Below are 11,915 nucleotides of genomic sequence, written 5' to 3'. Positions count from 1 at the left end.
GCCTCGAAGAAATCGGGGTGGCGGGCGAGGTAGCGGGCGACCTGATCGGCGTTGACGTCGTCGGCGTTCACGTCGGCGGCGGGCGCGGCGTCGGCCTCGCTCCGGGTCTTGCTGGTGCTCATGTGCCTTTCCCCCGTGTTCGCCCCAGATTGGCCAAGATGCGATAGAGTGTAGCCCATGGACTCGGCCGGTTCCATCAAAACGCAATATATAGGGGGGGAAACCGTCTCCGTCCTACTACCCCTTCCGCTTTCCGGGGCCTACGACTACCGGGTGCCGGAAGGGGCGATTCTCAAGGCGGGTGACTTCGTGACCGTGCCGCTCGGCGGCCGCCGGCTCGCGGGCGTGGTCTGGGGGCCGGGCTCGGGCGAGGTCGCCGAGGCCCGCCTGAAAACCGCCGGCGCCGTCCTGCCCGCGCCGCCGCTGCCGGAGGTATCCCGCCGCTTCGTCGATTGGGTCGCCGACTACACCCTGTCGCCGCCCGGCGCGGTGCTCAAGATGGCGGCGAGCGTGCCGAAGGCGCTCGCGCCCGAAAAACCCGTTCTCGGCTACGTCCGCAATCCGGCACCGACAACCACACTCAAGTTAACCGTCGCGCGCCAACGGGTCTTGGACGCGGCCGACGGCCCGCCGCGCATTCTTGCCGAACTCGCGCGCGACGCGGGCGTCGGCGCGGGCGTGGTCAAGGCGCTCGCGGAGGCGGGCGCGCTGACGGCGGTGCCGATGCCAGCGAAGGCGTTCGTTCCGCCCGACTGGAAGCGCGCCGGACCTTCGCTTTCGTCCGACCAGCAAAGGGCTGCCGACGACCTTGCGGCGAAAACCCGCGCGGGATTTTCCGTCACGCTGCTCGACGGCGTTCCCGGCTCGGGGAAAACCGAGGTTTATTTCCAGGCGGTCGCCGCCGCGCTGGAGTCGGGACGGCAGGCGCTGGTGCTGCTGCCCGAAATCGCGCTTGGCGCGCAGTGGCTCAACCGTTTCCGCGCCCGCTTCGGGGCGGAGCCCGCGCTCTGGCACTCGGGCGTTTCCGACGCGGCGCGGCGCGCGACCTGGCGCGCGGTGGCGGAAGGCGCGGCGCGGGTGGTGTGCGGCGCGCGCTCGGCGCTCTTCCTGCCGTTTCCCGACCTCGGCCTGGTGGTGGTCGACGAGGAACACGACTCCTCCTACAAGCAGGAGGACGGCGTCATCTACAACGCCCGCGACATGGCGGTGGTGCGCGCGCGCCTGGGAAACATCCCGGTCGTGCTGGCGTCGGCGACGCCGTCCTTGGAAACCGTCGCCAACGTCGCCGCCGGACGCTACGGCGCGGCTCACCTTCCCGACCGGCACGGCGGCGCCCGGCTGCCCGAGGTCGTCCGCGTCGACATGCGCCGGGAAAAGCTCCCGGCCGGGCGCTGGATTTCGGAACCGCTCGCGCAGGCGCTCGCGGCAACGTTCGCCAACGGCGAACAGGCGATGTTGTTCTTGAACCGGCGCGGCTACGCGCCGCTCACCCTCTGCCGGGGCTGCGGGCACCGCTTCCGCTGCCCCGATTGCAGCGCGTGGTTGGTGGAGCACAAGGGCCGCGCGGGCGAATCCCCGCGCGCATTAAATGATGCGCCCCTATCGGGGCGCGCGAGCGCGCGGCTTCGCTGCCACCATTGCGGCCTCGCCGTCCCGTTGCCGGAGCGCTGCCCCGCGTGCCAGGCGGAAGGAAAATTCGCCGCGTGCGGTCCCGGCGTCGAGCGGCTGGAGGAGGAAACCCGCGCGGCGTTCCCCAAGGCCCGGATCGCGCTCGCCACCAGCGACGTCCTGGCCGGGGCCCAGGCCGCGCACGCGCTGATCCGAAGGGTCGAGGCGGGCGAAGTGGACGTGCTGATCGGAACCCAAATCCTCGCCAAGGGTCACCATTTTCCCAAGCTGACCCTGGTCGGCGCGGTGGACGCGGACTTAGGATTGGCCGGCGGGGATTTACGCGCCGCCGAGCGGACCTACCAGCTTCTTTATCAAGTCGCCGGACGGGCCGGACGGGGCGAACGACCGGGGAAGGTGGTTCTCCAGACCTACATGCCCGAGCATCCGGTGATGGCCGCGCTCGCGGACCTGGCGCGCGACCGCTTTATCGCCGCCGAGACCGAGGCCCGGCGCGAAGCGGCCATGCCGCCGTTCGGGCGCCTGGTCGCCCTGATCGTATCGGGAAAAAAGGAAGCCGAGGTCGAGCGGGCGGCGCGCGCGCTCGCCCGCGTCGCCCCCGGCGGCGAAGGCCTTCGCGTGCTCGGGCCGGCGCCGGCGCCGCTTGCCGTTCTGCGCGGTCGGCACCGGCGGCGGTTCCTGCTGAAGGCCCCGCGCGCGGTCGCGGTGCAGAATATCGTGCGCGATTGGCTCGCGCGGGTGCGACTGCCGCGCGGCGTGCGCGTGCAGGTGGACGTCGATCCTTACGGTTTCTTGTGAGTCTCGCGGCGCGCGCGCCGGGCCGCAAGGCGTTCTCCCGCGCCGCCTCCGGAAAAGTCCGATTCGGCGAGGACTGAAGACGGCGCGGCGGAAAACGGCGCCGGGTTCCCGGTCGCGGACGCGTGCGGCAAGGCGCCGGGCGGTTTGGCTTCCGCGGGCGACTCCGCCGGACTCGCGGTTTTGTCGCCGCCGTCCGTCCCCAGCTTCGCGGCCTTGATCCACTTCGGCTCCGATCCGGCGAGCGCGTAAAGCTGAACCGACATCGGAAGCCCGACGCGCCGCTCGGACCCGCGCGGCGGGCCCTGATCGACGATGCGCCGGTCGGGGCCGACGTAGCCGGGCGTGACGACGAACGGCTTGGGCGCGAGGACCGCGCGGCGGATGCGGGCATAAAAGTCGCGCCGGGAGTACGGTTTCGGCAGATATTCGTTGACGCCGGAATCGACCGCGTCGCGGACGTGGGCGGCGAGGGCGTCGTTGCCGACCATCACCACCGGCAGCCGCCGCGCCCGCTCGTCGCCGAGGCGGCGCAGCCGCCAGACGAATTCGGCGCCGTTGGTGCCCGGCATGTCGTGCTCGACCAGGACCGCGTCGACGCCGCCCTCCACGATCACCTTGAGTGCGTGCTCGGCCGATTCGCATTCGGTCAAATTGCGGAAGCCGAAGCCGTTGAGGGCGCTCTTGATCATGGAGCGCGCGAAACGCCGCTCGCCGACGATCAGATAAACAAGGGCACAAAGCCGCTCGTGGGCGGGATCCCATTGGCTCCCGCGGTTCGGCCGATCGAGAAGCCCATTCGGACCGGCACTGGGTCCGCCCGGATTGCGGGGCGTCGCGACCGTGGTCATGGCTTTCTCCTTTTCCCTCTGCTTGCAAGGAGAGAACACGCGGGCGTTTTTCGCGATGACGACCGTCACAGCATCCCTTGGGTCGCGGGCTTTCCGGACGCCGCTGCCCGCAGCCGATAATTCGTTGTTCGGGCTGGCGTTTTTCCCGGCTTCCGGAACTTCGCACCTGCGGCAAGTCAGGTTGCGCCGCGGGGGCAGACCGTGGTAGAGAACCCACCCGCCGCGGCGCCCCGGAATCTCCCGTTTTTCGGCCGGCGACGCGCTCGTTTTTTCGTCGGATTTCTTGAGGGCAAGCGCGTGTCCACCGGAGCTTCCACAGGGGCGACAGGCCTCGCCGCCCGCTATGCGGCCGCTTTGTTCGATTTGGCGGAGGAAAAAGGCAAGCTCGACCGCGTCGCCGAGGACCTCGCCCGGCTCGGCGCCATGGTCGCCGACAGCCACGACCTCGGGCGCCTGATCCGCTCGCCGCGCATGTCGCGCGAGGATCAGCACTTCGGCCTCGACGCGGTGATGGAGGAAGCCCGCCTCGACGCGCTGACCCGCAACTTCGTCGGCCTGACGGTGAAAAACCGCCGCGCCGCCCAGCTGCCCGACATGATCGCCGCGTTTCGCGCCCGGCTCGCCGAGCGCGCGGGCGAAATTACCGCCGAGGTCGCCTCGGCCAAACCGCTCTCGAAAGACCAGACCGACGCGCTCGAAAGCCAGCTCAAGAAGGCCCTCGGCGCCAGGGTCGTGATCCACGCCCGGGTCGAGCCCGAGCTGCTCGGCGGCCTGGTCGTCAAGGTCGGCTCGCGCATGGTCGACAGCTCGCTCCGTTCGCGCCTCGCGCGCATGCGCACCGCCATGAAAGGAACCGCCTGATGGACATTCGCGCCGCGGAAATTTCCGCCATCCTCAAGGAACGCATCGCCAACTTCGGCGCCGAAGCCGAGGTCGCGGAGGTGGGCCAAGTGTTGTCGGTCGGCGACGGCATCGCCCGCATCTGGGGGCTCGATTCCGTGCAGGCCGGCGAAATGGTCGAGTTTCCCGGCGGCATCAAGGGCATGGCGCTGAACCTGGAGGACGACAACGTCGGCGCGGTGATTTTCGGCGACGACCGCAACATCCGCGAGGGCGACACGGTCAAGCGCACCGGCGCCATCGTCGACGTGCCGGTCGGCAAGGAGCTGTTGGGTCGCGTGGTCGACGGGCTCGGCCAGCCGATCGACGGCAAGGGTCCGATCGCGTCAGCCAAGCGCGCGCGGGTCGAGGTCAAGGCGCCGGGCATCGTGCCGCGCCGTTCGGTGCACGAGCCGATGCAAACCGGCATCAAGGCGATCGACAGCCTGATCCCGATCGGCCGCGGCCAGCGCGAGCTGATCATCGGCGACCGCCAGACCGGCAAGACGGCGATCATCGTCGACACCATCCTCAACCAGAAGCGGGTCAACGAAAGCGGCGACGAGAAGAGCAAGCTCTACTGCGTCTACGTCGCGATCGGCCAGAAGCGCTCGACCGTCGCCCAGCTGGTCAAGACGCTGGAAGACAACGACGCGCTCAAGTACTCGATCGTGATCGCGGCGACCGCGTCCGACCCGGCGCCGTTGCAGTTCCTGGCCCCCTACACCGGCTGCGCCATGGGCGAGTATTTCCGCGACAACGGCATGCACGCGGTCATCTTCTACGACGATCTGTCCAAGCAGGCGGTGGCCTACCGCCAGATGTCGCTCTTGCTCCGCCGCCCGCCGGGGCGCGAAGCCTATCCCGGCGACGTGTTCTATCTCCATTCGCGCCTGCTCGAGCGCGCGGCCAAAATGAACGACGGCCACGGCGCCGGCTCGCTCACCGCGCTGCCGGTGATCGAAACCCAGGCGGGCGACGTGTCGGCCTACATCCCGACCAACGTCATTTCCATCACCGACGGCCAGATCTTCCTCGAAACCGAACTGTTCTATAAGGGCATCCGCCCGGCGGTGAACGTCGGCCTCTCGGTCAGCCGCGTCGGCTCCGCCGCCCAGATCAAGGCGATGAAGCAGGTCGCCGGCACCATCAAGCTCGAACTCGCCCAGTACCGCGAGATGGCCGCCTTCGCCCAGTTCGCCTCCGACCTCGACGCCGCGACCCAGCGCCTGCTCGCGCGCGGCGCGCGGCTGACCGAAATCCTCAAGCAGCCGCAGTACAGCCCACTGCCGGTCGAGGAGCAGGTGGCGTTGATCTTCGCCGGGGTGCGCGGCTATCTCGACAAGATCGCGGTCGGCGACGTCGGCAAGTTCGAGCGCCAGGCGCTGTCGGAGCTGCGCGCCAAGGGCAAGGACATTCTCGACACCCTCCGGACCGAGAGGGAAATCTCCAAGAAGACCGAGGAACGGATGACGCGCTTCTACGACGAATTCGCCAAGACCTTCGCCGGCTGAGGCGCCATACCGGACCCACGTCATGCCGAGCCTGAAATCCTTCAAACTGCGGATCAACAGCGTCAAGGCGACGCGCAAGATCACGTCGGCCATGAAGATGGTGGCCGCCGCGAAATTGCGCCGCGCGCAAGAGTCGGCCGAGGCCAGCCGCGCCTACGCCGAGCGCATGGGCCGCATGGTGGCCGCGCTCGCCGCCGGCCAGAAGGGCGTGGCCGGCGCGCCGAGGCTGCTCGCCGGCACCGGCGAGGACAAGGTGCACCTGCTGATCCCCTGCACCGCCGACCGGGGCCTCTGCGGCGTCTTCAACAGTTCGGTCGTGCGCGAAACCCGCCGCCTCGCCCAGGAGCTGCGCGCCGGGGGCAAGACCGTCAAGCTCCTCTGCGTCGGGCGCAAGGGCCGCGACGTGCTCCGGCGCGATTTCAAAAACGACATCGTCGCCGATTTCACCGGCATCGGGCGCAAGGGCGTCCAATACGCCGACGCCCAGCCGATCGCGGCGAAGCTCGTCGCCCTCTACGAGGCGGGCGCCTTCGACGTCGCCACGCTCATTTTCAACCGCTTCAAGTCGGCCATGACCCAGATCGTGACCCGGAGCCAGATCGTGCCGCTGCCGGTGCCGGCGGAAACCGCGGCCGCTCAGGGCGCGCGCGCGGTGCCGATCTTCGAGCCGGACGAGGCCGAGATCCTGGCCGAGCTGCTGCCGCGCAACCTCGCCATCCAGACGTTCCAGGCGCTGCTCGAAAGCTCGGCGTCCGAGCACGGCGCGCGCATGACCGCGATGGACAACGCGACCCGCAACGCGGGCGACATGATCGACCGGCTGACGCTGCAATACAACCGCACGCGCCAGGCCGGCATCACCAAGGAACTGATCGAAATCATCTCGGGCGCGGAAGCGCTCTAGCCGGAGCACGAAACACATGGCGAAGAACAACATCGGCAAGGTCACCCAGGTCATGGGCGCGGTGGTCGACGTCCGCTTCGAGGGCGAGCTGCCGGAAATCCTGAACGCGCTGCACGTCGACAACGGCGGCAAGCTGTTGGTGCTCGAGGTCGCGCAGCACCTGGGCGAAAAGGCGGTGCGCACGGTCGCCATGGACACCACCGACGGCCTGCAGCGCGGGGTCGAGGTCAAGGACACCGGCGGTCCGATCCGCGTGCCGGTCGGCCCGGAAACGCTCGGGCGCATCATCAACGTGATCGGCGAGCCGGTCGACGAGCGAGGGCCCGTCAACGCCAAGATGTCGATGCCGATCCACGCGCCGGCCCCGGCCTTCGTCGACCAGTCGACCGAAACGCAAATTCTCACCACCGGCATCAAGGTGGTGGACCTGATCTGCCCCTACGCCAAGGGCGGCAAGATCGGCCTGTTCGGCGGCGCGGGCGTCGGCAAGACCGTCATCATCATGGAATTGATCAACAACATCGCCAAGGGCCACGGCGGCTATTCGGTCTTCGCCGGCGTCGGCGAGCGCACGCGCGAGGGCAACGACCTCTACCACGAAATGATCGAATCGGGCGTGATCAAGCTCGACGGCCCCGGTTCCAAGGCGGCGCTGGTCTACGGCCAGATGAACGAGCCGCCCGGCGCGCGCGCGCGCGTCGGCCTCTCCGGTCTCACGCTCGCCGAATACTTCCGCGACCAGGAAGGCCAGGACGTTCTCTTCTTCGTCGACAACATCTTCCGCTTCACCCAAGCGGGCTCCGAGGTGTCGGCGCTCTTGGGGCGCATTCCCTCGGCGGTCGGCTACCAACCCACCTTGGCCACCGACATGGGCGCGTTGCAGGAGCGCATCACCTCGACCAACAAGGGCTCGATCACCTCGGTCCAGGCGATCTACGTGCCGGCCGACGACCTGACCGACCCGGCGCCGGCGACCTCGTTCTCGCACCTCGACGCGACCACGGTGCTTTCCCGCCAGATCGCCGAACTCGGCATCTATCCCGCCGTCGATCCGCTCGATTCGACCTCGCGCGTGCTCGACCCGCGCGTCGTCGGCGAGGAGCACTACCAGGTCGCGACCCAGGTGCAGAAAATCCTGCAGACCTACAAGTCGCTGCAGGACATCATCGCCATTCTCGGCATGGACGAGCTGTCGGAGGAAGACAAGCTCACGGTCGCGCGCGCGCGCAAGATCCAGCGCTTCTTGAGCCAGCCGTTCCACGTCGCCGAGGTGTTCACCGGCAGCCCCGGCAAGCTGGTCGCGCTCGCCGACACCATCAAGGGCTTCAAGGGCATCGTCGCCGGCGACTACGACACCCTGCCCGAGTCCGCCTTCTACATGGTCGGCACCATCGAGGAAGCGGTCGAAAAGGCGAAGCGCATGGCGGCGGAAGCCGCCTGAGCCGCACCGGAACCGCGAACGGACATCGCCCCATGGCCGCCACCATCGCCTTCGAGCTGGTCACCCCCGAACGGCTGGTCAAGTCCGACCCGGTCGAGATGGTGGTCGTGCCCGGCGCCGAGGGCGACATGGGCGTGCTGCCCGGCCATTCGCTGCTGGTCGGGACGTTGCGCCCCGGCGCGGTCACGGTGTACGAGGGCGGCAAGCCGGTCGAGCGCCTGTTCGTCGCCGGCGGTTTCGTCGACGTGTCGCCCGAGCGCTGCACGGTGCTGGCGGACGAGGCGATTCCGCTCGCCGAGATCGCGCGGCCCGAGGCCGAGGCCCGCCTCGCCCGCGCCCGCGCCCGGCTCGCCGAGGCCGACACCGACGCGGCCAAGGCGCAAGGCCAGCGCGCCGTCGCCGTCGCCGAAACCCTGCTTGCCCTGGTCGAGCGGGCGGCGTGACGAGATGTTCGGCCGCTCTACCCTAGCGCCGAGCGACTTTCCCGGACCCGATGAAGACTTACGCGCCGGCGAAACCGAGCGAACGCTGGTTTTGGCGGGCGGCTGCTTCTGGTGCACCGAGGCGGTTTACCGCGAACTCGCGGGCGTGATCTCGGTCGTTTCCGGCTATGCCGGCGGCACGCCCGAAACCGCCAACTACAAAGACGTCTGCTCGGGCAAGACCGACCACGCGGAAGCGATCGAAATCCGCTACGACCCCGCGCGCGCGTCGTTCGGCGAGCTGCTGCGCATCTTCTTTTCCGTCGCCCACGACCCGACCCAGTTGAACCGCCAGGGCAACGACGTCGGGCGCCAGTACCGCTCGGCGATCTTTTACCGGGACGAAAACGAAAAGCGGATCGCGCGCGATTACATCGCCAAGCTCGATAAAGCGAAGGTTTTCGACTCGCCCATCGTCACCACCCTGGAGCCGCTGACGAAATTTTACCCGGCGGAGGATTACCACCAGGATTACGCCCGGCTCAATCCGGGCCAGCCCTACATCGCCTACGTCTCGGCGCCCAAGGTGGCGAAGTTGCGGAAATATTTTCCCGAGCGCCTGAAGAAATAGGACCCGTCCCATGCGCGCCGTCTGGTACGAACGAAAGGGCCCCGCCGCCGAGGTGCTGGTCGCGGGCGAAATGCCGGACCCCGAACCGGCGCCGGGCGAGGTGCGGGTGCGCGTGGCGGTATCCTCGGTCAACCCGACCGACGTCAAGCGCCGGAAAGAGGGCCGCGAACTCGGAAAATTCCCCCGCATTATCCCGAACAACGACGGCGCCGGCACCATCGACCGGGTCGGCGCGGGCGTGCCGCAAACCCGCGTCGGCGAGCGCGTCTGGGTGTTCGCGGCGCAACATGGACGACCCTTCGGCACCGCCGCGCAATATACCTGCGTCCCGTCGCGCTTCGCGATTCCGTTGCCGGACGGCGTGTCGTTCGCGGACGGTGCCTCCCTCGGCGTTCCGGCGGTGACGGCGCACCGCTGCCTTTTTCCGAGCGACGAATTGTTCGCATCGCGCGCGGGCGAATCCCCGCGCGCTCCGAAGGACACGCCCCTCTTGGGGCAAAATATCTTAATCACCGGCGGCACCGGCCGGGTCGGCGCTTATGCAATTCAAATGGCGAAGCGCGCGGGCGCGCGGGTGATCGCGACCGCGTCCGCGCCCAAGCTCGCGCAGCTCAAGGACCTCGGCGCCGACGTGGCGCTCGATTACCGCGACGCCGACTTGGCCGACAAGATCAAGACCGCGAGCGGCGGCAAGGGAGTTCACCGCATCGTCGAAACCGAATTCGGCGCCAACGTCGCGCTGGCGCCCAAGATTCTCGCACCGGGCGGCGCGATCGCCACCTATGCTTCCGATTCCGCGCCCGAACCGAAAATCCCGTTCGGGCCGCTGATGGTGCTGAACGCCAAGATCGAATTCGTGTTCATCTACGGCATGCCGGAGGCGGCGCAAGGCACCGCCTTCGCCGACGTGACGCGAATGCTGAAGGAAGGCGCGCTCCGCCATCGCGTGGGCTTGCGCGTGCCGCTCGCGCGCCTCGCGGAGGCCCACGAAGCGGTCGAGAAGGCCACGGCCACCGGCGGCGTGCTGGTGGACGTGGCCTAGGATCGGAGATTGTCCATGAATCTCGCGTTCTTTCCCCCCACCCTGACCCTCCCCCGCAAGGGGGGAGGGAAAAAAGCGAGTGCAAAAAATCCACCCCCTCCCCCTCGATGGGGGAGGGCTGGGGTGGGGGTGAACGGGACGTCCGCGACAACCGATATCAGGCCGAAATAATCATGCGCGTTTATCTCGCCCGGCACGGCGACGCGGTGGAGGCGATGGAAAACCCGCGCCGACCGTTGAGCGCCAAGGGCCGCGCCGAGGTCGAGCGCATGGCCTCGTTCCTCGCGCGCGGCGGCGTGCATCCGCGGCGCGTGATCCACAGTCCGAAACTGCGCGCGGGCGAAACGGCGGCGATCCTCGCGCGCGTGCTGGCGCCCGGCGCGGTGCTGGAGGAAAGCGAGGGGCTCGGGCCCGAGGACTCGCCCGAACGCCTGGTCGCCTCGGCAAAGAATTGGACGGAGGCGGCGAGGGTCGCCAACGGCCCCGCCAATTCGACCGGCAACGACGTGCTGGTGGTCGGCCACATGCCGTTCATGGCGGGCGCGCTCGCCGCCCTGGTCGGCGCCAAGGGCAAGGAAGTCGGCGCGGGCGATTTCGCCGACTTCGCCACCGCCGCGGTCGCGTGCCTGGAAAGCGAGGCGACCGCCAAGGGCGTGCGCTGGCGTCTCCTGTGGCTGGTGTCGCCGGGGCTGTTGGGGGGTTAGTGTTCGGCCGGTTTTCCGGGCGGTTTCCCCGCTTTCGTTGACTTAGCTAACCGCTTAGTCCACCATCGGCCGGGAACGTCACCCCCGCGCAAGCGGGGGTCCAGGTTTACGGGAAAATTTGGATTCCCGCTTTCGCGGGAATGACAAAACGAACGCCTGCGGCCGTGCCATGAAAACCGTCAACATCCACGACGCCAAGACCCATCTCTCCAAGCTGATCGCGCGCGCGCGCAAGGGCGAGGAAATCGTGCTCGCCAAGGCGGGGAAGCCCGTGGCCAAGATCGTGCCGTTCGAGGCCGCGCCCAAGCGCCGCGAGCCGGGTCATGCCAAGGGCCTAGTCAAAATCTACGATAATTTCGACGATCCCCTGCCCGAGGAATTCCTGCGCGCCTTCGAGGGCCGCGAGTGAGGCTGTTGCTCGATACCCACGCGTTCCTGTGGTGGGTCGCCGAACAGAACCTTCTCGGCGAGAACGCCCGCCGCGCCATCGGCGACCGCCATAACGAAGTCTTCGCAAGCGTCGTCTGCGCGTGGGAAATCGTCGTCAAGAAAAAGCTGAGCCGGCTCGCCGTTCCGGACGACGTCCCGAAATTCATCCGGGGCGAAATCGCGTGGTATGGGTTTTCATTGCTTCCACTCACCTTGGAGCACGCGTTGCGGGTCCACGATTTGCGCGATCACCCCGCGCACAAGGACCCGTTCGACCGCCTGCTGGTCGCCCAGGCGCTGGCCGAGGACATGACGCTCGTCAGCAAGGACCGCGTGCTCGACGCCTACGGCGTCGAGCGGGTGTGGTGAAAAAACCCGATGTGGGCATACGCTGGCAGCTTCTCCGGCTCGTCGCGCAGCGATTGTTGGGGGATTAGCAGAACTGTACAGATTAGGTTGTAGTCATTGGCAGAAAATGCTGGTGGTCCTTATCCGCGTATGAGGGGGCCACTAGTTCTATCCAAAACTAAACAGCTTCAACTTTTGGATTTTGGCGCAAAGCCGCGCTTCTTAAGAAATCGCCCTCACGCCGCCATCTTCCACTGACGTGCCTTTCTGGCGAACGTCGTCGCCCCCTCGCCGATAGGTCGCTTCGCTCCGGCGCAGCGCGTCGA

General features: G+C 68.1%; 12 protein-coding genes. 11 read left to right on the top strand and 1 reads right to left on the bottom strand.

The window, feature by feature from the left end:
* Positions 1–177: 177 nt before the first annotated feature.
* A complete protein-coding gene (locus FJ311_09035) occupies positions 178–2,427 on the top strand; it encodes a primosomal protein N' (GenBank protein ID MBM3951584.1) in 2,250 nt (749 codons plus the stop codon).
* Here FJ311_09035 and FJ311_09030 read toward each other — a convergent pair.
* Positions 2,412–3,275: a response regulator gene (locus FJ311_09030; protein ID MBM3951583.1), complete on the bottom strand. Its 864-nt coding sequence runs from the start codon at positions 3,273–3,275 to the stop codon at positions 2,412–2,414. The two genes, FJ311_09035 and FJ311_09030, sit on opposite strands and share 16 nt — an antisense overlap.
* 297 nt (positions 3,276–3,572) lie before the next feature.
* Between FJ311_09030 and FJ311_09025 the strand changes: the two genes are divergently transcribed.
* The 10 genes from FJ311_09025 (at position 3,573) to FJ311_08980 (ending at position 11,610) form a co-directional block, all read left to right on the top strand.
* The gene (locus FJ311_09025; protein MBM3951582.1) at positions 3,573–4,136 is read left to right on the top strand and encodes a F0F1 ATP synthase subunit delta; all 564 of its coding nucleotides are present in this window, start codon (positions 3,573–3,575) and stop codon (positions 4,134–4,136) included.
* A complete protein-coding gene (locus FJ311_09020) occupies positions 4,136–5,668 on the top strand; it encodes a F0F1 ATP synthase subunit alpha (protein ID MBM3951581.1) in 1,533 nt (510 codons plus the stop codon). Before FJ311_09025 ends, FJ311_09020 begins: the two co-directional genes overlap by 1 nt.
* Positions 5,669–5,690: 22 nt before the next feature.
* Positions 5,691–6,572 carry a F0F1 ATP synthase subunit gamma gene (locus FJ311_09015; protein ID MBM3951580.1) on the top strand — a complete coding sequence of 294 codons (882 nt, stop codon included), beginning with the start codon at positions 5,691–5,693 and terminating at the stop codon, positions 6,570–6,572.
* Between the two features lie 16 nt (positions 6,573–6,588).
* On the top strand, positions 6,589–8,013 hold the full coding sequence (atpD, locus tag FJ311_09010; GenBank protein ID MBM3951579.1) for a F0F1 ATP synthase subunit beta: 1,425 nt from the start codon (positions 6,589–6,591) through the stop codon (positions 8,011–8,013).
* 32 nt (positions 8,014–8,045) lie between these two features.
* Positions 8,046–8,456: an ATP synthase F1 subunit epsilon gene (gene atpC, locus FJ311_09005; GenBank protein MBM3951578.1), complete on the top strand. Its 411-nt coding sequence runs from the start codon at positions 8,046–8,048 to the stop codon at positions 8,454–8,456.
* Positions 8,457–8,460: 4 nt separating this feature from the next.
* Complete coding sequence (gene msrA / locus FJ311_09000) at positions 8,461–9,066, top strand: peptide-methionine (S)-S-oxide reductase MsrA (GenBank protein MBM3951577.1); 606 nt, start codon at positions 8,461–8,463, stop codon at positions 9,064–9,066.
* Between the two features lie 10 nt (positions 9,067–9,076).
* A complete protein-coding gene (locus FJ311_08995) occupies positions 9,077–10,108 on the top strand; it encodes an NADPH:quinone reductase (GenBank protein MBM3951576.1) in 1,032 nt (343 codons plus the stop codon).
* A 173-nt stretch (positions 10,109–10,281) separates the two neighbouring features.
* Positions 10,282–10,812 carry a phosphohistidine phosphatase SixA gene (gene sixA, locus FJ311_08990; GenBank protein MBM3951575.1) on the top strand — a complete coding sequence of 177 codons (531 nt, stop codon included), beginning with the start codon at positions 10,282–10,284 and terminating at the stop codon, positions 10,810–10,812.
* A gap of 169 nt (positions 10,813–10,981) precedes the next feature.
* Positions 10,982–11,221 carry a type II toxin-antitoxin system Phd/YefM family antitoxin gene (locus FJ311_08985; protein MBM3951574.1) on the top strand — a complete coding sequence of 80 codons (240 nt, stop codon included), beginning with the start codon at positions 10,982–10,984 and terminating at the stop codon, positions 11,219–11,221.
* Positions 11,218–11,610 (top strand): type II toxin-antitoxin system VapC family toxin, encoded by a 393-nt coding sequence (locus tag FJ311_08980; protein ID MBM3951573.1) that lies wholly within the window; start codon positions 11,218–11,220, stop codon positions 11,608–11,610. Before FJ311_08985 ends, FJ311_08980 begins: the two co-directional genes overlap by 4 nt.
* Positions 11,611–11,915 lie beyond the last annotated feature (305 nt).

The sequence above is a fragment of the Rhodospirillales bacterium genome, from assembly GCA_016872535.1.
Taxonomy (GTDB): Bacteria; Pseudomonadota; Alphaproteobacteria; order Rhodospirillales; family 2-12-FULL-67-15; genus 2-12-FULL-67-15.
The sequence above is the reverse complement of the archived record's forward strand: the minus strand, read 5'-3'. Positions and strand labels throughout refer to the sequence as shown.

Coding starts and splice junctions, on each gene's coding strand:
- FJ311_08995 (MBM3951576.1), top strand. CDS start 9,077: ATGCGCGCCGTCTGGTACGAACGAAAGGGCCCCGCCGCCGAGGTGCTG.
- atpD (MBM3951579.1), top strand. CDS start 6,589: ATGGCGAAGAACAACATCGGCAAGGTCACCCAGGTCATGGGCGCGGTG.
- FJ311_08985 (MBM3951574.1), top strand. CDS start 10,982: ATGAAAACCGTCAACATCCACGACGCCAAGACCCATCTCTCCAAGCTG.
- FJ311_09035 (MBM3951584.1), top strand. CDS start 178: ATGGACTCGGCCGGTTCCATCAAAACGCAATATATAGGGGGGGAAACC.
- FJ311_09020 (MBM3951581.1), top strand. CDS start 4,136: ATGGACATTCGCGCCGCGGAAATTTCCGCCATCCTCAAGGAACGCATC.
- msrA (MBM3951577.1), top strand. CDS start 8,461: ATGTTCGGCCGCTCTACCCTAGCGCCGAGCGACTTTCCCGGACCCGAT.
- FJ311_09015 (MBM3951580.1), top strand. CDS start 5,691: ATGCCGAGCCTGAAATCCTTCAAACTGCGGATCAACAGCGTCAAGGCG.
- FJ311_09030 (MBM3951583.1), bottom strand. CDS start 3,275: ATGACCACGGTCGCGACGCCCCGCAATCCGGGCGGACCCAGTGCCGGT.
- sixA (MBM3951575.1), top strand. CDS start 10,282: ATGCGCGTTTATCTCGCCCGGCACGGCGACGCGGTGGAGGCGATGGAA.
- atpC (MBM3951578.1), top strand. CDS start 8,046: ATGGCCGCCACCATCGCCTTCGAGCTGGTCACCCCCGAACGGCTGGTC.